20 protein-coding genes and 2 pseudogenes are annotated in these 23,800 nt (G+C 62.0%); 17 read left to right on the top strand and 5 right to left on the bottom strand.

The annotated features are described in order from the left end of the window. The first annotated feature begins 111 nt into the window (after positions 1 to 111). Positions 112 to 750 (top strand): 2-dehydro-3-deoxy-phosphogluconate aldolase, encoded by a 639-nt coding sequence (locus tag JG746_RS10235; protein ID WP_202358020.1) that lies wholly within the window; start codon positions 112 to 114, stop codon positions 748 to 750. A gap of 12 nt (positions 751 to 762) precedes the next feature. On the opposite strand, the gene JG746_RS10230 is transcribed toward JG746_RS10235, so the two are convergent. Continuing rightward, on the bottom strand, positions 763 to 1,512 hold the full coding sequence (locus tag JG746_RS10230; protein ID WP_202358019.1) for an SDR family NAD(P)-dependent oxidoreductase: 750 nt from the start codon (positions 1,510 to 1,512) through the stop codon (positions 763 to 765). A 130-nt stretch (positions 1,513 to 1,642) separates the two neighbouring features. On the opposite strand from JG746_RS10230, the gene JG746_RS10225 reads away from it, so the two are divergent. Further along, positions 1,643 to 2,536, top strand: coding sequence for an AraC family transcriptional regulator (locus JG746_RS10225; protein ID WP_202358018.1), 894 nt, complete (start codon positions 1,643 to 1,645; stop codon positions 2,534 to 2,536). A 94-nt stretch (positions 2,537 to 2,630) separates the two neighbouring features. On the opposite strand, the gene JG746_RS10220 is transcribed toward JG746_RS10225, so the two are convergent. The 3 genes from JG746_RS10220 to JG746_RS10210 all read right to left on the bottom strand — a co-directional run bounded on the left by JG746_RS10220 (position 2,631) and on the right by JG746_RS10210 (position 6,862). Then, positions 2,631 to 2,807, bottom strand: coding sequence for a hypothetical protein (locus JG746_RS10220; RefSeq protein ID WP_202358017.1), 177 nt, complete (start codon positions 2,805 to 2,807; stop codon positions 2,631 to 2,633). 178 nt (positions 2,808 to 2,985) lie between these two features. After that, complete coding sequence (locus JG746_RS10215) at positions 2,986 to 4,857, bottom strand: DUF882 domain-containing protein (protein WP_202359307.1); 1,872 nt, start codon at positions 4,855 to 4,857, stop codon at positions 2,986 to 2,988. A 469-nt stretch (positions 4,858 to 5,326) separates the two neighbouring features. Beyond that, a complete protein-coding gene (locus JG746_RS10210) occupies positions 5,327 to 6,862 on the bottom strand; it encodes a sigma-54-dependent transcriptional regulator (protein ID WP_202358016.1) in 1,536 nt (511 codons plus the stop codon). A 172-nt stretch (positions 6,863 to 7,034) separates the two neighbouring features. Here JG746_RS10210 and JG746_RS10205 point away from each other — a divergent pair, with 172 nt between their 5' ends. The 11 genes and pseudogenes from JG746_RS10205 to JG746_RS37830 all read left to right on the top strand — a co-directional run. After that, on the top strand, positions 7,035 to 8,873 hold the full coding sequence (locus JG746_RS10205) for a M3 family oligoendopeptidase (RefSeq protein ID WP_202358015.1): 1,839 nt from the start codon (positions 7,035 to 7,037) through the stop codon (positions 8,871 to 8,873). Between the two features lie 359 nt (positions 8,874 to 9,232). Continuing rightward, positions 9,233 to 10,021 carry a proton-conducting membrane transporter gene (locus JG746_RS10200; RefSeq protein WP_202358014.1) on the top strand — a complete coding sequence of 263 codons (789 nt, stop codon included), beginning with the start codon at positions 9,233 to 9,235 and terminating at the stop codon, positions 10,019 to 10,021. Between the two features lie 168 nt (positions 10,022 to 10,189). After that, a complete protein-coding gene (locus tag JG746_RS10195) occupies positions 10,190 to 11,335 on the top strand; it encodes an aminodeoxychorismate synthase component I (RefSeq protein WP_202358013.1) in 1,146 nt (381 codons plus the stop codon). After that, a complete protein-coding gene (locus tag JG746_RS10190; RefSeq protein WP_202358012.1) occupies positions 11,284 to 11,946 on the top strand; it encodes an aminotransferase class IV family protein in 663 nt (220 codons plus the stop codon). The genes JG746_RS10195 and JG746_RS10190 overlap by 52 nt, the downstream gene beginning before the upstream one ends. 13 nt (positions 11,947 to 11,959) lie before the next feature. Further along, positions 11,960 to 12,247 carry a YciI family protein gene (locus tag JG746_RS10185; protein WP_202358011.1) on the top strand — a complete coding sequence of 96 codons (288 nt, stop codon included), beginning with the start codon at positions 11,960 to 11,962 and terminating at the stop codon, positions 12,245 to 12,247. Then, positions 12,244 to 13,182, top strand: a complete 939-nt coding sequence (locus tag JG746_RS10180) for a heme-dependent oxidative N-demethylase family protein (RefSeq protein WP_202358010.1) — start codon at positions 12,244 to 12,246, stop codon at positions 13,180 to 13,182. The genes JG746_RS10185 and JG746_RS10180 overlap by 4 nt, the downstream gene beginning before the upstream one ends. A gap of 130 nt (positions 13,183 to 13,312) precedes the next feature. Next, positions 13,313 to 14,758 carry a homospermidine synthase gene (locus tag JG746_RS10175; RefSeq protein WP_202358009.1) on the top strand — a complete coding sequence of 482 codons (1,446 nt, stop codon included), beginning with the start codon at positions 13,313 to 13,315 and terminating at the stop codon, positions 14,756 to 14,758. Between the two features lie 182 nt (positions 14,759 to 14,940). After that, complete coding sequence (locus JG746_RS10170; RefSeq protein WP_202358008.1) at positions 14,941 to 15,318, top strand: hypothetical protein; 378 nt, start codon at positions 14,941 to 14,943, stop codon at positions 15,316 to 15,318. 189 nt (positions 15,319 to 15,507) lie between these two features. Continuing rightward, positions 15,508 to 17,637: a bifunctional metallophosphatase/5'-nucleotidase gene (locus tag JG746_RS10165; protein WP_202358007.1), complete on the top strand. Its 2,130-nt coding sequence runs from the start codon at positions 15,508 to 15,510 to the stop codon at positions 17,635 to 17,637. Between the two features lie 145 nt (positions 17,638 to 17,782). Next, positions 17,783 to 18,847, top strand: coding sequence for a ferrochelatase (gene hemH, locus JG746_RS10160; RefSeq protein ID WP_202358006.1), 1,065 nt, complete (start codon positions 17,783 to 17,785; stop codon positions 18,845 to 18,847). A 264-nt stretch (positions 18,848 to 19,111) separates the two neighbouring features. After that, a pseudogene (locus tag JG746_RS37830) lies at positions 19,112 to 19,474 on the top strand (alpha/beta fold hydrolase); the annotation flags it as partial. A gap of 9 nt (positions 19,475 to 19,483) precedes the next feature. Here the strand turns inward: JG746_RS37830 and JG746_RS37120 are convergent. Further along, a complete protein-coding gene (locus JG746_RS37120; RefSeq protein ID WP_244730724.1) occupies positions 19,484 to 19,747 on the bottom strand; it encodes a hypothetical protein in 264 nt (87 codons plus the stop codon). 51 nt (positions 19,748 to 19,798) lie between these two features. On the opposite strand from JG746_RS37120, the gene JG746_RS10150 reads away from it, so the two are divergent. The 4 genes and pseudogenes from JG746_RS10150 (at position 19,799) to JG746_RS10135 (ending at position 23,778) form a co-directional block, all read left to right on the top strand. Next, the gene (locus JG746_RS10150) at positions 19,799 to 21,601 is read left to right on the top strand and encodes a hypothetical protein (RefSeq protein WP_202358004.1); all 1,803 of its coding nucleotides are present in this window, start codon (positions 19,799 to 19,801) and stop codon (positions 21,599 to 21,601) included. Positions 21,602 to 21,648: 47 nt separating this feature from the next. Next, positions 21,649 to 22,170: a hypothetical protein gene (locus tag JG746_RS10145; RefSeq protein WP_202358003.1), complete on the top strand. Its 522-nt coding sequence runs from the start codon at positions 21,649 to 21,651 to the stop codon at positions 22,168 to 22,170. Positions 22,171 to 22,206: 36 nt separating this feature from the next. After that, a pseudogene (locus tag JG746_RS10140) lies at positions 22,207 to 22,512 on the top strand (ferrochelatase); the annotation flags it as partial. Positions 22,513 to 22,566: 54 nt separating this feature from the next. Next, positions 22,567 to 23,778 carry an NAD(P)/FAD-dependent oxidoreductase gene (locus JG746_RS10135; protein WP_202358002.1) on the top strand — a complete coding sequence of 404 codons (1,212 nt, stop codon included), beginning with the start codon at positions 22,567 to 22,569 and terminating at the stop codon, positions 23,776 to 23,778. Positions 23,779 to 23,800 lie beyond the last annotated feature (22 nt).

Here is a 23,800-nt window from a genome sequence, read left to right as displayed (position 1 = left end):
CGGTTGAAATCACCCTAAAGCGCGTCGCGCTTTAGATCTTTGTTTTATGTATGTCGTTGTCCAAAACCGAGATCATTTTTGGACGACATGCATCAGGCTATGGAGAGACAGATGCCGAGCAAGACCGAAAAACTCCTGTCGCTCCTCAACGGCCAGCCGGTCATTCCGGTGCTGAAGATCAATGATGTCGCCAACGCGGTGCCTTTGGCGCGCGCCCTGGCACGCGGCGGCCTGCCGGCGATCGAGATCACGCTGCGGACCGCCGACGCGCTGGAAGCGATCCGGCGCGTGGCGGCCGAGGTCGAGGAAGCCATTGTCGGCGCTGGCACCATTCTGGACAGCAAGCAGTTCGATGAAGCGGCCGCAGCCGGTTCGCGCTTCATCGTCAGCCCCGGCATCACGCGCGAGCTTCTGGCGGCCGCCGCCGACAGCGAGGTTCCGCTGCTGCCCGGCGCCATCACGCCCGGCGAGATAATGGCCGCGCGCGAGGCGGGCCTGCGCTTCCTGAAATTCTTTCCGGCCGAGCAGTCCGGCGGCATCGCCTCGCTGAAGGCCTTCGCCTCGCCGCTCGCCGACGTCAAATTCTGCCCGACCGGCGGCATCACCGGCAAGAATGCCGCCGACTATCTCAGCCTGCCCAACGTCATCTGCGTCGGCGGCTCCTGGGTCGCGCCCGACGACATGGTCAAGGCCGGCAAGTGGGACGAGATCGAAGCGCTCGCGCGCGCTGCGAGCCAGCTCCGGAAATAATCGGGTCCTCGTTCACCAGGGCAAAGGGCCGTTCTCGTCGAAATAGCCGCCGGTCGGTCCGCCAGCCTTCAGCGTCGCCAGTTGCACGATGACCCCGGCTGCCTGCTGCACCGTTCGGCCGCCTCTGCGCGCATTGAGGTCCGTCGCGGTGTAGCCGGGTGCGGCGGCGTTGACCATCACGCCGCGCGGCGACAGCTCCCGCGCGAAGGCCACTGTGATGGAATTGAGCGCGGTTTTCGAACTGCCATAACCCATGACATTGGGCGACTGGCTGTTGCCGGCGGCACGCGCGATCGAGCCGAGATAGCTGCTGACCATGACGATGCGGGCGGCGGGCGCTGCCAGGAGCAGCGGCAGGAAAGCCTGGGTGACGCGAACCGGGCCGAAGACGTTGACCTCATAGGTGGCCTTCATGTCAGCGACATCCTCGCGGCTCGGCGGCCGTTCGTAGCGGCCGTCCGGACCAAGTGCGTCGACATAACCGGGCGCGATGCCGGCATTGTTGACCAGTGCGTCGAGGCTGGATACCCGCGCCATCAAGGTTCTGGCCGCCGCCGCCACGCTGTCGTCGCTGGCGACATCAAGCGCGAGCCATTCGGCGTCGAGCCCCTCATTGCGCAACGCCTTGGCCGCGGCCTCCCCGCGCTCGGGATCGCGAGCGCCGAGCCATACCTTGAACCCCATGGCAGCAAGCCGGCGAGCGGTCTCGAGGCCGATACCCTTGTTGGCGCCGGTGACCAGCGCAGTTATGTTCGTCGTCATGTCCAGATCTCCTTCTTGATGGCCTAGACATGACGTGCACCGGCCGATTTCGCGCGCCGAATACTCGCACCCTCTTGCCTGATCCTCTCAACCAGTTGCGCGGCGTGCATGGATCGGCAATGCTCAGGACATGGAAGAAGCCCTGCAGGAATTGATCGCGGTCGCCGGCCGCCATGCACATGGGCGGCGCACCAGAACGGCCATACCGCGTGTCACCATCGGCCGCAGCGAGGTTCCGACCCCGCCTCTGCCCGAGCTTTGCCAACCGACTGTACTGTTCGTGCTGCAGGGGACCAAAACGGTGCTGATCGGCGACCGCACGCTTCGCTACGGCGCCGGCAGCTATTTCGTGTACGCCGTGGAGACGCCCGCCACCAGCCAGCTGATCGAGGCGAGCGGCGCCCGCCCTTACATGGCCATCGCCTTCGCCCTCGATATCGAACTGATTGCCAGCCTGCTTATCGACCACAAACCGGCGGTCGACGGCGATAGTTTCGTGACCAACCGGTTGGATGACGACCTGCTCGATGCATGGCGCCGCATGCTGCGGCTGCTCGACCGCCCGGCCGAAATTCCGGTGCTGGCGCCCATGCTCGAACGCGAGATCGCATTCCGCCTGCTGCAAGGCCCGCAAGGCGCGAAGCTGCGCCAGCTTGCGCGTGCCGACGGCCGCCTGTCACAGATCCGCCGCGCCACCGCCTGGATACGATCGCACTACAACGAGCCTATCGACGTATCGGAGCTGGCCGCGCTGGCACATATGAGCAACGCTTCGTTTCACCGTCACTTCAAGGCGGCAACCGCCATGAGCCCGATCCAGTATCAGAAACAGGTGCGGCTGCTTGAGGCGCGTCATCTGCTGATCGCCGAGCCGGGCAGCGCCACGCGTGTCGCCTTTGCCGTCGGCTATGAAAGCGCATCCCAGTTCAGCCGGGAATATGCGCGCCATTTTGGACTGCCGCCGGCGCGTGACGCGGCGCGGCTTCTGGCCAGGGGCGAAGCAGCCACGCTGGAAATTGACTGAAGCTCGGAACCATAGGTGGCGTCAGCTGGCACATAAAAGCCCGGCCGACTCTCGCCGACCGGGCTTTTCCGGATCCTGGCAGTTCCGGATCGTGTCAGTGGCAGACCCTGACCTTCTCGACCATCCTGTGGTGGTGAACCCAGTGCGTGACCAGCCTGGTCCTGCAGTGATGCTTGCCATTCTTGATGATCACGGTTTCGGCTTGTGATGGAGCGATCGCGGCCGAAGCTGCCGCCAATGCCAGAACTGACGCCAGTAGAATCGTCTTCATGAATATCTCCAGGTTGGAACGTACGCACCCCAACCCGGAAATGAGGGAGCCGTTCCGGTCTCACGAGAAGTTCAGCCGCCTGTGATCCGCAGGATCGCGGCATCGCATCTGACATCCCCAGAAAAGCAAAAAGCCGCGCCGGTTGCCCCGCGCGGCTTCTGTCGTATCTGGCCAGCCGTTACTTCGTCTGGAAGCGGGCGACCGACAGGAACTTGACGGCGTTGCCGGTGAAGCGGCTGGGGTCTGGCGCCTGGGCGTCGGTCTGGAAGCCGGCCGTATAGACCTCGCTCGGCGGCGTGTGCACAATATTGTAGGCGTAGCCAGGCGCCGTCGTCGCGCTCGAAACGGCGGCGACCTTGTCGCCGCTGGTCAGCGCCCAACGGGCCGCCTGGGGCGCGGCGGCGACCACCATGGCCCTGGGACCTGGCTTCTGGTCGCGGGCGGTGGCCCTGGCTTCCTTGCGGGTCGTCTTCACGCCGGCGCCGATCGCGGCGGCCGGATCTGACCCGGCGGGACGGGCGGCAACGGCCTGACGCGGCGATGCGGCATCGACACCTGACGGGTCGTTGAAGGCCGAGCGCGGCTCTTCGGCCAGCGACGCAACCTTGTATTCGTCGGCATTGCCGACCTGCTTGTATTCGACGGCATTGCCGACCTGCGCGTTGGCCTCTTCGAGCACGGCCTTGACGGCGTCCGGCTTGGCCGGCTCGGGCCGTGCCGAGGGCAGCACCGAGAACGCATCCGTCGCGGTCTTGCCCTGTTCGGCCGTATCCGCCAGCGCCATCAGCACATCCTTGCTGGGCGGCGGCGCGAGATCCGCCGGCAGCGTGCGTTCGGGACGCCATGTCGGCAAGGGGATGTTGTTGACGGCAACCTGCGCCGGATCGGCGGCAGCCGCAGCCGCGAGCGCTGCGGGGTCAGCCTTGCCGAACGGCATGTTCGCCGGCGCCTGCGCGGTCGCCACGGCCTGCTCGGTGGTCGCGGTCGCATCCGCCATGGCAAACGGAACGTTCTCAGGCTGCGCGCCGACGTCGACCTTCGGCCGCGGCGCGAAATCAGGCAGCGGAATCTCCTTGGCCGGCAGCGCGGCGATGATCGTCTCCGGCGTATCCTTTTCCGGTTCCGGAGCCTGCTCCTCGGCGATCTGCGGAATGTTGGCGCGCTGCGCCTTCTCGGGCGCCACGATGGCGATGCCCGGCAGGTTGCTGCTCTTGGCGCTCGCGGCCGGCTTCAGGTCTCTCGGCTTGGGCGCAGGGGCGGCCGAAGCGGTCTCGACATCGGCGCTGTCGTCGGCTTCGTCGTCGCCGCCACCGCCGAACAAAGCGGAAAGGAAGCCGCCAGATTTCTTGCCGCTGCCGCCGCCGGCGCTGGCCAGTTCGATGTTGGGCGTGCCCGAACCCTTGCGGGCCTTGTAGGAGGCAAGCGCCTGTTCATAGCCGGGCAGCGGCCGGCCGTCGCTCGGCACATGCAGCGTCTTGCCGTTGGGGAACAGGCTGACCAGTTCCTGGCGGCTGATGCCGGGCCAGTGGCGCACATTGCCGACATCCATATGGACGAACGGCGAACCGGAGGTCGGATAGTAGCCGACGCCACCGCCCTGCATCTTCAGGCCGATGTTGCGCAGCTTCTTCAGCGGCACGCCGGGAATGTAGAAATCCATCGCCTTGCCGAGCATATGCTGGCTCTTTTCGGCGACACCGCGGCTGCGGCTGCGCAGCATAGAATTGGTCGCCGGCGAACGATAGCCGCACACGACCTGGATATAATCGGTGGCGCCGCTTTCGCGATAGGCTTCCCAGACCAGGTCAAGGAGGCGCGGATCCATCTTGGTCGGCTCATTGCGGCGCCAGTCACGCAGGATGATGTTGATCTTGCGCAGACCCTCGGGAACGTAGCGGCCGTTGCGCTTGTAGACGATCTCGGCCTTTTCGTGCGTGTGCAGGTGATAGAGCTTCAGCGAACGCGTTTCAGCGCTGGCGCCAGTGGCGGCCGCGGCAACAAAACCAAAAGCCACAATCACCGCTGCCAGCCATCTCGGCCAGACGCTCAGATGATGATGACGCCCGTTTGTGAGTCGTTCGATTCTGTTCAAATCAAAAGGCCTTGCAGGCTGCCGTTTGTCCCCGGATTTGCCCAAACGGACGTGTCGTTTTCACATCCGAATATCGATCCTAATGGTTAATCATCGCTTATTGAAGCCGAAATGCGGTAACACCATGGCGATATCCCGTCAAAAATTGTTCACAAGATTTCTTGGTAAACCGCTGGTTTAGATCAGGATTCCGGCTTTACCCGAACACGATCTGTTACCGTTAGCCTTAATGCGTGAACAGAACTGTCCACAGGCATGCCATATTCCGGCCGAAACCTCGATAGAGCGCCAAACCTGCCATTGCAAGCTGGTCCCGGCCTTGCGTCGAAGGCATACCGCGAAAAAGGGGCCTCGTTTTGGCGGAGCGACACGCGCAGGAACAACGACCTAGAACGCGTCGCGTGAATCCGCTTCTACGTGATGTGCTTCAGGACGCGAGGCGGTCGACGCGGCCCGTCTCCGGGTCGATACCGTATTCCTTGAGCTTGCGGTAAAGCGTCGAGCGGCCGATGCCTAGGCGGCGCGCGACTTCGCTCATCTGGCCGTTATAGTGGTCGATGGCGAGCTTGATCATCTCGAGTTCGACATCGGCAAGCGCGCGCACATTGCCGCGTTCGTCGAGCGCCCGCAGCGTGCCGAATCTGGGCTGAAGCACGGCCGGCCGATCCGGCTCCGCGGCTGGAGCGGCGTCGCCGGCCGCCCCTCCCTCGTCGCGGAGCTCCGGAGGCGATGAGAGGCGAGGTGCCGCGTCGTCCGTTTCGAGATTGACGGTGCCTTCCACCTGAGCGCGGATCTGCGGAAAGTCATCGACATCGAGCACGTCGCCTTCACACAGCACCGAGGCGCGGAAGACGGCGTTTTCGAGCTGCCTGATGTTGCCGGGCCAGTCATAGGCCTGCAGCACGGCAAGCGCTGCCGCCGAAATGCCTTGCAGGCGATGGCGCGGATCGGCCGGCGCCACCTTCTCCATGAAGTGCGTGACCAGATGCGGAATGTCGTCGCGGCGGTCGCGCAGCGGCGGCACGAAGATCGGGTAGACATTGAGCCGGTAGAACAAATCCTCGCGGAACTTGCCGTCCTTGACCTGCTGCAGGAGGTTGCGATGCGTCGCCGAGATCAGCCTGATGTCGACCTTGACGGTCGAACGTCCGCCGACCGGATCGACCTCGCCCTCCTGCACGGCGCGCAACAGCTTGACCTGCACATCGAGCGGCAGGTCGCCGATCTCGTCGAGGAACAGCGTGCCCGAATGCGCTTCGACGAACTTGCCGGTGTGCTTGTCGGTGGCGCCGGTGAACGAGCCCCTCTCATGGCCAAACAGGATCGATTCGACCAGATTGTCGGGAATGGCGCCGCAATTGACGGTGACGAAGGGCTTCGAACGGCGGTCACCGCTGCCCTGGATGGCGCGCGCCACCAGTTCCTTGCCGACGCCGGATTCGCCTTCGATCAGGATCGGGATGTTGGAAGCCGCCGCCTTCTGGCCAAGGCGGATCACCCTGTCCATGGCCGAACTGTGGGTGATCATATCCTTGAAGGTCAAAAGGCCGCCGCGCTTGCGCGACGTGCGCTTGACCTCGCCCTCGACCGCCTCGACCTTGAGCGCATTGGCGATCGAGGCTTGCAGCCTGTCGGGTGACGCCGGCTTGACGACGAAATCGAAGGCGCCGTGGCGCATCGCCGACACCACGGTTTCGATGCCGCCCTGGGCGGTCTGCACGATGACCGGGACGGTGATCTCGCGCTCGCGCATCGCCTTCAGCACGCCGATGCCGTCGAGGCCGGGCATGACCAGGTCGAGGATGACCACGCAGATGTCGCGGGCACCGGGCCCATCGAGCACGTCTAGACCGGCCGCACCGCCGTCGACGACGATTGCCGTGTGGCCGAACCGCGTCACCGCCGCCTCGAGCAGCCGGCGCTGCACGGGATCGTCATCGACTATGAGAATGGAACCTGTCATGACTGTCTTGAACTGCCCGCGCCCGAAATCCCCATGGATCATCTTGGCACAGGGTTCTAAATAAGGTTTCAAAAAACCCGGTGAACGAATTCCTTAGGATTTGACCGGCTTGCCTGTTCCCCCTGATTCTGCTGCTTGATTCTGACCCCATAATTCACGGAAGGTATTGTCGATGCGCATGATGTTTGGTCGGCGGCTTGCGGCACCGGCGTCCGGTCAGGGCGCGGCCGAGCTTGGCGATCTGCCGGAATGGAACCTTGCCGACCTCTATGCCGGCATGGAAGCCCCGGAACTGAAGCGTGACATCGCGAAAGCCGCCGCCGACGCGATCGCCTTCGAGACCCGCTGGAAGGGCACGCTCGCCGCCGAGGCCGGACGCGGCGCCGCCGGCAAACTGGGCGAGGCGCTGGTCGCCTACGAGGCGCTGGAGGAACTGATCGGCCGCATCGTCTCCTATGCCGGCCTGGTCTATGCCGGCAACACCGCCGACCCGCAGCGCGCCAAGCTCTATGGCGACATCCAGGAGAAGATGACCGACGCCAGCGCGCATCTCCTGTTCTTCGCGCTCGAGCTGAACCTGATCGATGACGCCGCGATCGAGAATGCGCTGAACAGTGATCCGGCTTTCGGCCACTACTGGCCCTGGGTGCTCGACCTCAGAATGGACAAGCCCTACCAGCTTGAGGACCGCGTCGAGCAGCTTTTCCATGAGAAGTCGATCACCGGACGCGGCGCCTGGAACCGCCTGTTCGACGAGACGATGACCGACCTTCGCTTCGACGTCGACGGCGAGGAACTGACGCTGGAGCCGGCCCTCAATCGCCTGCAGGATGCCGATGGCGAGGTGCGCCGCCGCGCCTCCGAGGCGCTGGCCGCGACCTTCCGCAAGAATTTGCGCACCTTCACCCTGATCACCAACACGCTGGCCAAGGACAAGGAAATCTCGGACCGCTGGCGCGGCTTCGAGGACATCGCCGATTCCCGCCATCTCGCCAACCGCGTCGAGCGCGGCGTGGTCGATGCGCTCGCCAGCGCGGTGCGCGAGGCCTATCCGCGCCTGTCGCATCGCTACTACGCGATGAAGGCGCGCTGGCTCGGCATGGAGGTGATGAACCACTGGGACCGCAACGCCCCGTTGCCGGAGACGCCGCAAGCGGTGATCGGCTGGGACGAGGCGAGGAACACCGTACTGTCGGCCTATCAGCGCTTCTCGCCGGAGATGGCCGAGATCGCGCGCACCTTCTTCGACCGCAACTGGATCGACGCGCCGGTGCGCCCGGGCAAGTCGCCAGGCGCCTTTGCCCATCCGACCGTGCCATCGGCCCACCCCTATGTGCTGCTCAACTACATGGGCAAGCCGCGTGACGTGATGACGCTGGCGCATGAACTCGGCCACGGCGTGCATCAGGTGCTGGCCGCCGGCCAGGGTGCGCTGATGGCCTCGACGCCGCTGACCCTGGCCGAGACGGCCTCAGTCTTCGGCGAGATGCTGACCTTCCGCTCGCTGCTCGGGCAGACCACCGACCGGCGCGAGCGCAAGGCCATGCTCGCCCAGAAGGTCGAGGACATGATCAACACGGTGGTGCGCCAGATCGCCTTCTACGAATTCGAGCGCAAGGTGCATGCCGAGCGCCGCAACGGCGAACTGACATCCGACAGGCTCGGCCAGTTCTGGCTGGAAGTGCAGGCTGAAAGCCTCGGCCCGGCGATCAAGCTGCGCGAGGGTTACGAGGTGTTCTGGACCTACATCCCGCACTTCATCCACTCGCCCTTCTACGTCTACGCCTATGCGTTCGGCGACTGCCTGGTGAACTCGCTCTACGCCGTCTACCAGAACGCCGAGCGCGGTTTTCAGGACAAGTATTTCGAAATGCTGCGCGCGGGCGGCACCAAGCATCATTCGCAGCTTCTGGCGCCCTTCGGCCTCGACGCCACCGATCCCGCCTTCTGGCAGATCGGGCTCGGCGTCATCAGCGGCCTGATCGATGAACTGGAATCCCTCGACGGCTGAGACGCCTCTCACTTGCAAGAACAGTTTAGCCGGAATGCATGTGGGGACGGCGCTGTTCTTGCGCTAAATATTTGTTCTTGAAGAACTCTGGGCGGAAGTTTTCCCATAGCTTTCCACAAGCTCTATGATAGCCTTCGCTCCAAGCTCAGCCGGAGCCTGTGCGGATCGGCGAGGGAAAATCTCAGCCGGCCGTGACGCTCAGGCGAACGCGACAACGGCCGTTGGCCATGGGCTGGAAAAGCCGATCGCCGACAGCTCGAACCGAAGCCGGCTGTTCTGCGAACCCGCGGAACCATCATCGAGTAGTCCATCGCCGAAGGTCATGACCCACGGCAGACGGATCTGACTGGAGAGAGAAAATGGGCACTTTTTTCTACGTGGTCCTGGCGTTCCTTGTAGGCGTTTTGGTTGGCTGGTTCATCTGGGGTCGCCTGCGTGGTGAGCTCGACAGTTTGCGCGGCGACCTCGACCGCACCCGCAGCGAGCGCGACCGGTTGCGCGCCGACAGCGACCGGCTGACCGGCGAACTCAATGCATGCGGCAAGACCCGCGCCGACCTCGAGCGCCAGTTGCGCGACGCACAGGCTTCGACGGGTGGAGCAAAGGCCGCCAGTCCGGCGCCGGCCGCCCTGATGTCAACGCCGGCCGCGGCCAAATCCGCTCCTGCCGCGGCCAAGGCTGCGCCCGCCAAACCGGCCGCGAAGGCAGCGCCGGCGAAAGCCGCCACCGCCAAGTCGGCGACACCGAAGCCGGCGGCCGCCAAGCCCGCCGCGAGCAAACCCGCGGCCTCCGCCGCTTCGACAACCAAAAGCGCGGCCGCGCCCAAGCCGGCAGCCGCCAAGAAGGCCGCTCCGGCGGCAGCCAAACCAGCAGCAGCCAAGCCTGCGGCGGGCAAATCAGACAATCTGCGCCGGCTGATCGGTATCGGCCCGGTCAATGAGAAGCTGCTCAAGGCGCAAGGCGTCACCACTTTCGCCCAGATCGCCGCCTGGACCGCCGCCGACATCAAACGGATCGAGGACGTGATGAACTTCGACGGCCGCATCGCGCGCGAACGCTGGATCGAGCAAGCCAAGCTGCTCGCCGCCGGCGACGAGAAGGAGTTCGCCAAGCAGTTTCCGACAGCGGGAACCGCCAGCAACACCTGAGCGGCGGAGCCGGGACAAATTGCGACTGGCGGCGCATGGCGCCGCCGGTTTTGTTTTGCCGGCAGGCCGCCAGGAGGTCGGCTTTGAGGGGCAAGGTGACGTTCCCTCGATTGCACGCGAGCCGCCCCCCATATAGAGCGATCGACGGCTTCATCGATCCTGGTCCCCATGTCCCTGCCCGCCGCCATCTTCCGCAACGACGAAAGCGCGCGTCAGCTCGTGTTCGACCGGCCGGCCGACATCATCGTGGCGCATGAGGCCCGGGATTTCGGACACGCGCTGGAGGCCGCGCAGGCCGCGCACGACGCCGGCAAATGGTTGGCCGGCTATTTCTCCTACGAGGCCGGTTATCTGCTCGAACCGAAACTCGCTCCCTTGCTGCCGGGTCGGCGCTGCGCGCCGCTGGTCTGCCTCGGCGTCTTCGATGCCCCGGTCGAAGACGCGGTGCCGCCGCGCAATGCGGCAACCCCGAACAGCCCGATCTTCGATGCACGGGCGGCCTGGTCGTTCGAGGACTATGAAAAACGCTTCTCGCGGCTGCACCAGCATATCAGGCAGGGCGACTGCTACCAGGGCAACCTGACCTTTCCGGTGCATGCGCAATGGTCGGGCGACCCGCTTGCCGCCTTCGACGCGCTGACCGAACGCCAGCCGGTGAAGTATGGCGCGCTGGTCGCGCTGGGTGACCCGATCGTGCTGTCGCGCTCGCCCGAACTGTTCTTCGAGATCAACGCCGCCGGGATGATCGAGACGCATCCGATGAAGGGTACCGCCCCGCGTGGCACGACCAAGGCCGAGGACGAGCGGCAGAAGACCTTCCTGCGCAATGACGAGAAGAACCAGGCCGAGAACCGGATGATCGTCGACCTCCTGCGCAACGACATCTCGCTGATCAGCGAGGTCGGCACGCTGGAGGTGCCGGAACTGTTCCGCATCGAGAGCTACCCGACCGTGCACCAGATGGTGAGCGACGTCAGGGCGAAGCTGCTACCGGGCCTCAGAATCCGCCAGATCTTCGCGGCGCTCTTTCCCTGCGGCTCGATCACCGGCGCGCCGAAGATCCGCGCCATGGAGATCCTGCACGATCTGGAGGGCACGCCGCGCGACGTCTATTGCGGCGCCATTGGCTGGATCGCACCCGGCGGCACGATGCGCTTTTCCGTGGCGATCCGCACCATCTCGCTCTTTGCCAGCGGCGAGGCCGTCTACAATGTCGGCGGCGGCATCGTCTTCGATTCGACGCCTGAGGAGGAGTATCAGGAGTGTCTGCTCAAAGCCCGCTTCGCGACGGGGACACCGCCGATTTCGAGTTGATCGAGACCATGCGCTGGCAGCCCGAGACGGGCTTCCTGCGCTTCGATCGCCACCTTGCGCGCCTCTATGGCTCGGCGGCGGAGCTTGGCTTTGCCTGCGATCCGCAGACGATAGGCGCCGTGCTGGGCAAGGCGGTCGACGGCGCCCGAAACGCCATGCGCACACGGCTCGCCTTGGCGCGCAACGGCGACGCGACGGCCTCGGCACAGCCCTACGAACCGCTCGCCGCCGACAAGGTCTGGCTGCTGCGGCTGGCGCGGACGCGGCTCGATTCCGGCAATACGCTGTTGCGCCACAAGACCAGCCGGCGCCAGCTCTACACCCATGCCCGTTCCGAATATCTCGTCACCCAGGCCGACGAGGTGCTGCTGGCCAATGAGCGCGGCGAAATCTGCGAAGGCACCATCACCAATGTCTTCGCCGATTTCGGCGACGGCGTGCTCACAACGCCCCGACTCGATTGCGGCCTGCTGCCTGGCGTATTGCGCGCCGAGCTTCTGGATGAAGGCCGAGCGCAAGAAGCAATCTACAGCTACGACGATCTGAAGTCGGCCAAGGCGCTCTTTGTCGGCAATTCGCTGCGCGGCCTGATCCCCGCAAGGCTGGTATAACCAGGAGAACGCCATGTTCGTCGTTTCGCTGAATTACAAAGTGCCGCTGACGGAGATCGATCAATTGCAGGCGGCGCACATCGAGTGGCTGAAGGCCTGCTATGCGGAGGGCGTCTTCGTCGCCTCCGGGCCGAAGAAGCCACGGACCGGCGGTATCATCATCGCGCAATGCCCGCGCGAGATCCTCGACGCCAGGCTGGCTGCCGACCCCTTCGCCAAGGCAGGCGCCGCGGACTATGAAGTCACCGAATTCCTGGCCAGGATGGCCGCCGCCGGTCTCGACGCTTTCAAGGAAGCATGAGCTTGGTCGAAGCCCTGCCCACCCACACCCCTTATGACGGCTCATCGAAGCTGTTCAACATCGGGCTGAAGCCGCTAGACCCGGCAAACTGGATCGAGGTCGACGGCCATCTCCTGCCCTACCTCGCCGAGAAGCGCAGGCTCTATGCCGAAATCCCTGAACGGGTTTTCGTCGAGGAGGACGGCACGCGGGACGCCCAGCGGGAAGTGCTCGACTTGCTCGCCGCGTATCTGCCGGAGCGATTTCCAGACACCCATCGCCGCGCCGATGCGGGCATCGAGGTGGTGGGCGCCGCGAACCACCCTGCTTTGCCTTCCGGTCTCGCCGACGCGCCGCTGGTCGCGGCCTCGCTGCTGGTCCAGGAAGACCTGATCCTGATGCGCCGCGACGACAGCGGCTGGCGGCTCGCCGCCGGCTCGCTGTGCTTCCCCTCGTCCTGGTCGCTCACCGAAAAATTCGGCAAGCCGCTGCAGCAGATCCATGAGCCCGTGCCGGGCTTCGGTCCGGGCACGCGGCCCGCCGAATTGATCAACCGCATGTTCGACGGCCTGCAGGGCCAGGCGGTCGAGCGCTTCAACTGGTCGATCCAGGCTGACAATGCGCTTTATCATCCGCTGTCCAATGTCGAGCGCATCGACCGCGCGACCAACCGGCCGACACGCTTCCCTGATGGCGACGTCAAGGCGCACGCCTTCATCCGCGTCGAGCGGCAGACGCTGCGCAAGCTGCCGTCCTCACGCGACATCCTGTTCACCATCCGCATCCACCTCGATCCCCTCGCCGTGCTGGCACGGCATCCGGATCGGGCGACGCTCGCATTGTCCTTTGCCGCCCAGCTCGAAGCGCTCGATCTCGACCAGCTCGACTACAAGGGCCTGACATCGGACCGCGATCGGCTGATTGCCGGCCTTAACCACATGGCGAGCGACGGCTAGCCACAGGTTGGCGCTTTTCGCTGGTTTATGACAATGATCTGTGATGTAGCGCATGACCGCTGGGCGAAAATCCCCGGGTTTTGCGGGTATTTGCCCGGCTTTGCATATGTCTGAAGGAGTGCTCGATAAAATGGCGAATGAAAACTGGCCTGTTTACGGTGAGATCACCGGCCCTGTGGTGATGATCGGCTTCGGCTCGATCGGACGGGGAACGCTGCCGCTCATCGAACGCCATTTCAAGTTCGACAAGTCGCGCATGACGGTCCTCGACCCACGCGATACCGACCGCAAGCTGCTCGACGAGCGCGGCATCGCCTTCGTCCAGGAAGCGGTGACCGAGAAGAACTACAAGAAGCTTCTGACGCCGCTTTTGACCAATGGCGGCGGCCAGGGCTTTTGCGTCAACCTGTCGGTCGATACCGGCTCGGTCGACCTGATGCGGCTCTGCCGCAAGCTCGGCGTGCTCTACATCGACACCGTCGTCGAGCCGTGGCTCGGCTTCTATTTCGACGCCAAGGCCGACAACGCCAGCCGCACCAACTATGCGCTGCGCGAGGCGATGATCCAGGAAAAGCAGGACAAGCCCGGCGGCGCCACCGCCGTCTCCACCTGCGGCGCCAATCCCGGCATGGTCTCGTGGTTCGTCAAGCAGGCGCTGGTCAACCTCGCCACTGATCTTGGCCTCGAGTTCTCGGAGCCGGCGCAGGAAGACCGCGAGGGCTGGGCCAAGCTGATGAAGAAGGCCGGCGTCAAGGGTATCCACATCGCCGAGCGCGACACCCAGCGCAGCAAGAAGCCGAAGCCGATGGAGGTGTTCTGGAACACCTGGTCGGTCGAGGGCTTCATTTCCGAGGGATTGCAGCCGGCCGAGCTCGGCTGGGGCACGCATGAAAAGTGGATGCCGAAGAACGGCAAGAAGCACAAGCACGGCTCCAAGGCCGCGATCTATCTCGAGCAGCCCGGCGCCAACACGCGCGTGCGCTCGTGGTGCCCGACGCCGGGCGCGCAATACGGCCTGCTGGTGACGCACAACGAGGCGATCTCGATCGCCGATTTCTTCACCGTTCGCTCCAAGAAGGGCAAGGTCCAGTACCGGCCGACCTGCCACTATGCCTACCATCCCTCAAACGATGCGATACTGTCGCTGGACGAGATGTTCGGCGCCGCCGGCAAGCCCCAGCCGGTGCACCACGTGCTCGACGAGAACGAACTGGTCGACGGTGTCGACGAGCTCGGCGTCCTGCTCTACGGTCACGACAAGAATGCCTACTGGTATGGCTCGCAGCTGTCGCTCGCCGAGGCGCGCAAGCTGGCGCCCTATCAGAACGCCACCGGCATGCAGGTTACCTCTGCGGTTCTGGCCGGCATGGTCTGGGCGCTCGAAAATCCGGATGCCGGCATCGTCGAGGCCGACGAGATGGACTACAAGCGCTGCCTCGAGGTGCAATCGCCCTATCTCGGACCGGTCAAAGGCTATTACACCGACTGGACGCCGCTCGACAGACGCCCGGGCCTGTTCCCGGAAGACCTCGACCGCAGCGATCCGTGGCAATTCCGCAACATCCTCGTCCGATAGCACCTTGCGCACCATGCGCCATTGCCTTGCAATCGCCCGGAAATCGGGCGATTGAAGAGATGCGGCCTGGGGCAGCGTGCGTCTTGCGGGACGCCCGCCCGTTCCAGCACTTTGGACGTTCGCCTCGTGCCTGCCAAAATCGAAACCGATTTTTGGGCCGATGCGTTTGGAGAGGATTTCAGATGACTATTGCGCGCAAAGTTCTTTCGATGGGCGTGGCGGGTTCCTTTGCCATGATGCTTGCTGCCTGCACCACAAGCGGTCCCGACGCACCGCCGATGGCGGCCGCGCCGAAAGGCGTCGAGGGCTCGTGGATCGATGCCAAGGGCACCGGCCTGTCGACCTTCACCGGCGGCAAGTTCACGACCGTCGCCACCGACACCGGCCAGAAGCTCGCCGATGGCAGCTATACCATGACCGGCGCCACGTCGGTCGAGATCAACGGCACGTCGCTGATCCGCCAGACGCCGGTCAGCTTCAACTGCCTGCTGATCTCCACCAGCCAGCTGAACTGCACCAGCTCGTCCGGCCAGAATTTCGTGCTGACGCGACGCGTCTGAACCGGCGACATCGGACTTATCGAGGACGGCGGCCGATTGGCCGCCGTCCTTTTTTGTGCTTGCAACTCTTGGCGGCATTTCCGCTTGCGTCAGCCGGAACGCGATGGGAACATGGTCGAAACGCTGGCTGTTATACCCCAGTCAAGCAAGGGCGTTAAACGCCTCCGATCAGCCTACCGGGAGACGAAGATGAAGAAGCTTGCCGCCATTGCCGCCCTGTCAGCATCGACGCTTGGCCTGTCGGCCGGCGCATCCTTTGCCGACTACACATTGAACATTCTGCATTTCAATGACTGGCACAGCCGCATCGAAGGCAACAACAAATATGAATCGACCTGTTCGGCCGACGAGGAGACCAAGGGCGAATGCATCGGCGGCGCCGGCCGGTTGATCACGGCGATCGCCCAGGAACGCAAGAAGCTCGAAGGCCAGAACGTGCTGCTGCTCAATGCAGGCGACAGCTTCCAGGGATCGCTGTTCTACACCACCTACAAGGGCACCGTGGAGGAGGAATTCCTCAACCAGATGAAACCCGACGCGGTGACGCTCGGCAACCATGAATTCGACGACGGCGAGAGCGCGCTGGTGCCTTACCTCGACAAGGCGAAGTTCCCGATCGTCAGCGCCAATGTCGTGCCCAACGACAAGTCCGGCGCGGCCGGCAAGATCAAGCAGTCGATCGTCGTCGAGGTCGGCGGACAGAAGATCGGCATTGTCGGCGCCGTCACCAACGATACGCCCGAACTCGCCTCCCCCGGCCCCAACATCGCCATCGCCGACGACGTCAAGTCGATCACCGCGGAAGTCGAGAAGCTGAAAGCGCAGGGCGTCAACAAGATCATCGCGGTGACCCATATCGGCTACAACAGGGAGCGCGACATCATCGCCAAGATCCCGGGCATCGACGTGGTCGTCGGCGGCCACAGCCATACGCTGTTGTCCAACACCGATCCGAAGGCGGCAGGCCCCTACCCGACGATGGTCGACAACCCGGACGGCTACAAGGTGCCGGTGGTGCAGGCGGCCTCCTATTCGAAATATCTCGGCGAGTTCAAGGTGGTGTTCGACGACAATGGCGTCGTCAAGTCGGCCAGCGGCGACCCGATCTTTCTCGACAAGTCGATTACGCCCGATCCCGCCGTGCTGGCCCGCATCAAGGAGCTCGGTGCGCCGATCGAGGCTTTGAAGAACAAGGAAGTGGCCGAGACCACCGACGTTGTCGACGGCAGCCGCGAGAATTGCCGCGCCAAGGAATGCGCGATGGGCAACCTCGTCTCCGACGCCATCCTCGACCGCGTCAAGGGACAGGGCGTCGAGATCGTCATCTCCAATGGCGGCGGCCTGCGCGCCTCGATCGACAAGGGCACCGTCACAATGGGCGAGGTGCTGACCGTGCTGCCGTTCCAGAACACGTTGGCGACCTTCCAGATTTCCGGCAAGGACCTGGTCGCCGGTCTGGAAGGCGGCGTCAGCCAGGTCGAGGACGGCGCCGGCCGCTTTCCGCAGGTTGCTGGCCTCAAATACGCCTTCGACAAGTCGGTCGCACCCAATGCCGGCCGCGTCAAATCCGTCGAGGTGATGGAAAACGGCGCCTGGACGCCGATCAAGCCCGACAAGGACTATCTGGTCGCCACCAACAATTACGTGCGCCAGGGCGGCGACGGCTACAAGGTCTTCGCCGAAAAGGCCAAGAACCCCTACGACTACGGTCCCGGTCTGGAACAGGTCGTGGCCGACTATCTCGGCGCCCACCGGCCCTACACGCCCAAGCTCGACGGCCGCATCACCGAGATCGCCGCGACTGTCGCGGCGGCCCCGGCAGCCGAGCCTGCCAAGCCTGCAGAGCCGGCAAAGCCAGCCGAGGCAACCCCGGCCCCCGCGCCGGCGGAACCTGCCAAACCAGCCGAGGCCGCGAAACCTGCCGAACCGGCAAAGCCCGCGGAAACGGCACCGGCAATGCCCGCATTGCCGGCCAATTCAGGCGATATTGCCAACACGCCACCGGCCATATCGACGGAGGCGGCACCTCCGCCGCCGACACCCGCTGCCCCGGCGCCTGCTCCCGCTGCTCCGGCAAAACCGGCCGAGGCTGCTCCCGCACCGGCGCCGGCGGAACCCGCCAAGCCCGCGGAACCGGCAAAGCCGGCCGAAGCACCGGCGACGGGCAACCATGTGATCGTCACCGGCGATACCTACTGGGACCTGGCCAAGAAGGCCTATGGCGACGCGACCAAATGGAAGCTCATCTATGAGGCCAACAAGGGTCAAAGGCCGCATCGGCTTATGCCGGGCGCAACGCTGACCATCCCGCCGAAGTAACGCGCTTTCGCCTCTTCCATCCAACACCCGCCAGGGAAACCGGGCGGGTGTTCTGTTTTCGGCCGAACACGCGTTAAGGTGCGGCCAGACGCGGCATTGAAACCCCGGGCAGGATGATTAGGTTCGCGTCTCCTGGAGAACCCCTATGACGCTTACAACCGCTGTCGATCCCAAAGCCGCGAAGGCCCTCGGCCCCCGGCCGGCCGGGCATCCGCCGGTCAAGACCGGCAAGGTTGGTGTCATGCTGATCAATCTCGGCACGCCTGACGGCACCGACTTCAAGCCGATGTGGCGGTATCTCAGGGAATTCCTGTCCGATCCGCGCGTCATCGAGCTGAACAGGGCGATCTGGTATCCGATCCTCTATGGCCTGGTGCTCACCACCCGCCCGAAGAAGTCCGGCGCCAATTACGCCCGGATATGGAACAAGGAAAGGAACGAGTCGCCGCTGCGCACCTACACCCGCGCCCAGGGCGAAAAGCTGGCCGAGGCGTTGCGCGACCTGCCCGATGTCGTCGTCGATTGGGCGATGCGCTACGGCAATCCTTCGACCGCGAGTGTCGCCGAAAGGCTGGTCGCGCAGGGCTGCGACCGCATTCTTTCGTTCCCGCTCTACCCACAATACTCCGCGACGACGACGGCAACCGCCAATGACCAGCTGTTTCGCGCCTTGATGAAAATGCGCGCGGCCCCCGCCATCCGCAGTGTGCCGCCTTACTATGACGAGCCCGTCTATATCGAGGCGCTGGCGCGTTCGATCGAACAGAATCTCGCCACGCTGGATTTCGAGCCGGAAGTGGTCATCGCCTCCTACCACGGTATCCCAAGACCCTACTTCGAAAAGGGTGATCCCTACCATTGCCACTGCCTCAAGACGACGCGGCTGCTGCGCGACAGGCTCGGCTGGGACGAGAAGAGGCTGATAACCACCTTCCAGTCCCGCTTCGGCGCGCAGGAATGGCTGCAGCCCTACACGGACAAGACGGTGGAGAGACTGGGCAAGGACGGCGTCAAATCCATCGCCATCGTCAATCCCGGCTTTTCCGTCGACTGCATCGAGACGCTGGACGAGATCGGCCGGGAAGCGGACGAGACTTTCCATCACGCCGGCGGCAAGAACTTTGCGCACATCCCTTGCCTCAACGACAGCGCCGAGGGGATGGCGGTGATCGAGGCAATGGTGCGGCGCGAACTGTCCGGCTGGGTCTGAAACGACGGGCGCCGACGATGCAGCCCGGCCTATGATGATTTCCACTCCGACACGTCGAGACCCGACTGCGCCACTTTCAACACAATATCGATCGCCGGGGGCGTGCGTTTAGCCAGCCACACCTGTGATAAAGGCGCGATCTCCATTTAGGGCAGAAAGCCGAAGATTCCGTTTTACTTCCATCCAACTGCGGATTCAGCATGAATGGATTATGCAAGCGGCCGCATGTTATTGTATCCCTGAAGAAGGGGAGACCAGGCGCCCATGACAACGGCAAAGACACTCTGTGTGCTGATCCACGGATTTTCAATTTCCGATGCTAAAAGCTTCTGGGGAAGAATCCCCTATTTCCTACAGCATGATGCCGTCAGGAAAATCGACACTCTCGTTGCCCAGTATACCACAAGCAAAGCACTCTATATTGACCTCATTTCCACAAGCCTCGGGTCATTGAGAATGCCGACGTCTGAGCGGATAGCCCGGCAGATATTGTCGTCAATTCGACTTCGCTGTCGGGAAGCTAATTACGAGGCAGTCTTGCTGATAGGCCACAGCTACGGTGGACTAATCGCGACTCTAAGCTGCCAGTCCAAAGACAGATTTACCGTCCCCATCCGAGGCGTTTGCTTGTGCGCGTCACCAGGGAGGCAAAATCTCTTCGCAACGCTGCACGTGATTGGGGGCGGTGGAAACGCCCAAACGAGGGAGCTGGCGGGTAGAAAAATATACCGCAAGGTTTACCAAAAGCTGGTACCGAAACTCTCCCGCGATATCCCCTTCTGGTACCTTGAAGCAACGAATGAAGAGGTAGTTCGCGAGCCAACCTTGGACATTTTCACTCAAAACTGGAGTCACCCCGGCGTTCACAGTTGGCCAAGAGAGGTTGAGAATCGTAACCATATGGGTTACCGTTATCTACTAGAATTCGTCAACTCATACGCGATTTAAAACATGTCCGCACTGGCTGCCCTTGCTCACGACGATTTTGGCCAAGAACTTCTTCCGTTGCATTCCGACGACATAAACGAACTGGAGAAAAAAGATAAGATATTATTTGGTATTGAGCGGGATGTTAAGCAGGTAGCTGACGAATTTACAAGCAGAAAGACTATAGACGCTCTTAAGTTCTGCGTAGATTTTGACGTAATCTACTCTGCATCACATTGGCATGACTCTAAAAGCAGCGACCAGTTCTGGGCATCCCTGATTTTCTTCCTTGAGGGCATAAAGCCCTTCATCCTTCCGGGAACACTATACGAGATCCTGAATTTTCTCGAGAAGGACGATGGGCGAAGACGTCAGGCAAGTCGATCTGGAGGAATTGGATCCCTTGGCGCCGCCTTTATGGCAGCCGTGGAGCGTGCAGATTTTAAAGACGACAATGTCGTAGAGCGATCCATCCGCGCCCATCAGGAATACAAAGACAGGAAACGGGATCGACTCCAAACATACTTCATATTTGATTTAGTAATGCAAAAAAGCGAACTGTACGATAAAGAAAATTTTGGTGAATTTGACTACGATCTTTTCGACAGCAGCGTTTATAAGATATCAGGCCTCGGCAGATTCAGACACGATAAAATAATAAACAACAGAATCGATGCTTTAAATTATACACTTTGCTCACAGATGAATAGAAACTTATGGTCGAAGAAGCAGGAGCCAACTTTTATTTTGGTTTCAGATTCTACGGTCATGTCAAGTCTTCACCGCTCTTTTAGTGAACGTGCTAGCCGGTCAAGTTCACGAGAATGTACCGTTTGGAACTCTAGAGTCGCCTCGATATTTTCGCTAATAGCCGTCTCATCTGGAAGCATTATTGACGCACGCAACACCGCTTGGGATATGTATCAGTCCCTGATTGATGAACGGCGAGCTATTCAACTTGAGATTAAGAGGAGATCGGAAGGCGGTTTACCTGCGCGCGAGAGGCCTGCCCAGCGGGACGTCTTGTTGAAGCTCATCCAGGGCTTTGAAGCTCTTCAGAGGAATATTGATCGAGCGGGCGCGCGATCAGAAGCGTTTGCGAACTTTGTTGATTCTAGTACTGGTCTCTTGGATTTTGAGAATTTTTCGAAGTCCGTCTCGAGCCTGATTCGAAGGAAGCTTGAGATAGAAGACGAGAATTTTTATAAAAAAATTATGATCAACGAAAAGACAGATAGGTTCGAGATAAAATCCTACGAGAGAGACCCAAGATTTACCTATGTGAATAGATTTGATATATTTGCCGGCGAGTCAGACGTATTCGACACCCTTCTCGTGTACCGCAGCTACGATCAGTTAATTATTCCGAGCGCCGTGCCTATTCAGGAATTTCTTGATGTCCTGAACAAGCTGCGACAAAGGATTTTGAGCGGACTGACAGCGGGCCGTTATCAGTCCATAGGCAGCAGCGGAGAGACCGGTCGGATAATTGTAGCTTCCCAGCGCAGTGAGTTTGATTCAAAGACGATAGAGCTGGGTTGGAAAAAAATGCTTTATAGTGCGGATCTTCAAAGTGATCGTGGGCCGGCGGACAGCGCAGAGGTTATTTTGAAAATAGGATCGCTCAGCGGGATTGCACAAGAAGAAATCTCCTTCCTCAGGGTTTATAACGAATACATTGACTTTTCATTCGAATTTGATTGTGCAGTTGTTACAGTTAGACCCGAGCTGCGGCATGAGCTAATGTATGCACATGAGAGGCTATCGAGATATGATACAGAGCGCGTGTTTTTCGCGTTGCAAAATAAACATGGCTACGCCTTCTAGATATTGAATTGCCTTTCTTGTTTATTGAGCGATCTAGGGAGCGTTGGGTGAAACATATTAAGTATGACATCGTCAAAAAGTTGATAGCGGGATTTCAAAATCGCGCATCAATGTGGGTAAGCACACCGCTCACTTTACAGCATGGGTTGCGCTTAATTGCAGGAGCCTATGATGCAGAGGACGATGAACATGACAAGGTTTTGGAGAGCCTTCGAGATATTTCTGCAAGCAAGGCACCCTATCATGGTGTGATGTTGGTGCGGCGTTCGCAGATCGAGTTTCACTTGGGATTGAGAGGCACCTCGGAGAATGGCGCTGTTAAATTCAGGGACCCAGACACAAGAAGTTTCAGCGAAAGCTTTTCAGTCGGAGCCTCGACTGAGGGCTTGAGGTGGCCGTTGCAAGAGACCACAGATGTGAGTTGCGGCGAGCTTGGTGTGGATATCATTTTTGACGGCAACCAAGCTTATCAAGGGGATACCATCGAGGGTGAGATTTCTCTGATTCCTGTGCGTCCGCTTAAAGATCGAGAGACGACCATCCAATATAAAATTACGTTTGTTGAGTAACATATCTGTCGTTAGCAGCGAGCGGTATGCTCCAACTGGAACGAGAAGAAGCTGATCACCACGTTCCAGTCCCGCTTCGGCGCGCAGGAATGGCTGCAGCCCTACACCGACAAGTCGGTGGAGAAACTGGGCAAGGACGGCGTCAAATCCATCGCCATCGTCAATCCCGGCTTTTCCGTCGACTGCATCGAGACGCTGGACGAAATCGGCCGGGAAGTGGCCGAGACTTTTCATCACGCCGGCGGCAAGAATTTCGCCCATATCCCTTGTCTCAACGCCAGCGCTGAGGGCATGGCGGTCATCGAGGCGATGGTGCGGCGCGAACTGTCCGGCTGGGTCTGATATCAGGAACAACGGCCACTCCGGAGCGTTGAGGCGCACCTTCCGGAGAATTCGATGCCCCGCAAACTCGACCTCAGGACCGGCCGGCCCGTCTGGTCCGCCTATCGCGCGCCTGCCGTGCCGACTTCGGCGCTGACCCGCGACGTCAAGGCCGATGTGCTGATCATCGGCATGGGCATCAGCGGCGCCATGATGGCCGAGGCGTTGACGGCGGACGGCCATTCCGTGATCTGCATCGATCGGCGCGGGCCATTGAAAGGCTCGACCGCCGCAACCACGGCGCTGGTCCAGTTCGAAATCGACCAGCCGCTTTCAACGCTCTCGAAAATGATCGACAAGACGAAGGCGCAGCAGGCATGGCGCCGCTCGCGGCTCGCTGTGTCCAATCTCGCCGGCCGCATCGAGGATCTCGCGATCGACTGTCGCCTGCGCCGCATCCAGTCGCTCTATCTGGCCGGTACGCTGCTCGGCCCGTCGGAACTGCGTGAGGAAGCCGAAGCGCGCCGGCAAGCGGGCATCGCCGCCGCCTATCTGACGCCGCAGCCCCTGGGCGACACATTCGGCATCGACCGCGGCGGCGCCATCCTCAGCCACGGCAACATCGCGCTCGACCCGCGCAAGCTGACGGCCGGGCTGCTGCTCAAGGCGCTGCAACGCAAGGCACGTCTTTACGCGCCCGTCGAAGCGACGGCGATCGAGGACAGCGCCGACGAGGCGGTCGTGGCCACGAAGGACGGCCCGACCATCATGGCACGGCATGTTGTGCTGGCCACCGGCTATGAACTGATGGACATCGTGCCGGCGGCCGCCCACCGGATCATCTCGACCTGGGCGATCGCGACGCGCCCGCAGCCGCGAAAGCTCTGGCCGGGTCCGGCGTTCATCTGGGAAGCGTCGGACCCGTATCTCTACCTCAGGGCGACGGCCGACGGCAGGGTCATCTGCGGCGGCGAGGACGAGGATTTTGCCGATGAGACGCGGCGCGATGAATTGATTCCCGACAAGGCTGCGCGCATCTCTGAAAAACTCGGCCTGATATTTCCGCAACTCGACGTCAGGCCTGAATTCGCCTGGACTGGTTCCTTCGGCACGACCAGCACCGGCCTGCCCTATATCGGCGCCATCCCCAGGCACCCGCGGATCCATGCGGTCATGGGTTACGGCGGCAACGGCATCACCTTCTCGCGCATCGCTTCCGAAATTATTTCGGCTTCGATCAAGGGGCTCGCCGACACGGATGCAGAGCTGTTCGCCTTCAACCGGTGAGTGCAAACCCACAAACAATCCT

It is taken from the genome of Mesorhizobium sp. 113-3-3 (assembly GCF_016756495.1).
GTDB lineage: Bacteria > Pseudomonadota > Alphaproteobacteria > Rhizobiales > Rhizobiaceae > Mesorhizobium.
This window is presented reverse-complemented; position numbering and strand designations above follow the sequence as displayed.

Coding starts and splice junctions, on each gene's coding strand:
- JG746_RS10235 (WP_202358020.1), top strand. CDS start 112: ATGCCGAGCAAGACCGAAAAACTCCTGTCGCTCCTCAACGGCCAGCCG.
- JG746_RS10230 (WP_202358019.1), bottom strand. CDS start 1,512: ATGACGACGAACATAACTGCGCTGGTCACCGGCGCCAACAAGGGTATC.
- JG746_RS10225 (WP_202358018.1), top strand. CDS start 1,643: ATGGAAGAAGCCCTGCAGGAATTGATCGCGGTCGCCGGCCGCCATGCA.
- JG746_RS10220 (WP_202358017.1), bottom strand. CDS start 2,807: ATGAAGACGATTCTACTGGCGTCAGTTCTGGCATTGGCGGCAGCTTCG.
- JG746_RS10210 (WP_202358016.1), bottom strand. CDS start 6,862: ATGACAGGTTCCATTCTCATAGTCGATGACGATCCCGTGCAGCGCCGG.
- JG746_RS10205 (WP_202358015.1), top strand. CDS start 7,035: ATGCGCATGATGTTTGGTCGGCGGCTTGCGGCACCGGCGTCCGGTCAG.
- JG746_RS10200 (WP_202358014.1), top strand. CDS start 9,233: ATGGGCACTTTTTTCTACGTGGTCCTGGCGTTCCTTGTAGGCGTTTTG.
- JG746_RS10195 (WP_202358013.1), top strand. CDS start 10,190: ATGTCCCTGCCCGCCGCCATCTTCCGCAACGACGAAAGCGCGCGTCAG.
- JG746_RS10185 (WP_202358011.1), top strand. CDS start 11,960: ATGTTCGTCGTTTCGCTGAATTACAAAGTGCCGCTGACGGAGATCGAT.
- JG746_RS10180 (WP_202358010.1), top strand. CDS start 12,244: ATGAGCTTGGTCGAAGCCCTGCCCACCCACACCCCTTATGACGGCTCA.
- JG746_RS10175 (WP_202358009.1), top strand. CDS start 13,313: ATGGCGAATGAAAACTGGCCTGTTTACGGTGAGATCACCGGCCCTGTG.
- JG746_RS10170 (WP_202358008.1), top strand. CDS start 14,941: ATGACTATTGCGCGCAAAGTTCTTTCGATGGGCGTGGCGGGTTCCTTT.
- JG746_RS10165 (WP_202358007.1), top strand. CDS start 15,508: ATGAAGAAGCTTGCCGCCATTGCCGCCCTGTCAGCATCGACGCTTGGC.
- hemH (WP_202358006.1), top strand. CDS start 17,783: ATGACGCTTACAACCGCTGTCGATCCCAAAGCCGCGAAGGCCCTCGGC.
- JG746_RS37120 (WP_244730724.1), bottom strand. CDS start 19,747: ATGGTTACGATTCTCAACCTCTCTTGGCCAACTGTGAACGCCGGGGTG.
- JG746_RS10150 (WP_202358004.1), top strand. CDS start 19,799: ATGTCCGCACTGGCTGCCCTTGCTCACGACGATTTTGGCCAAGAACTT.
- JG746_RS10135 (WP_202358002.1), top strand. CDS start 22,567: ATGCCCCGCAAACTCGACCTCAGGACCGGCCGGCCCGTCTGGTCCGCC.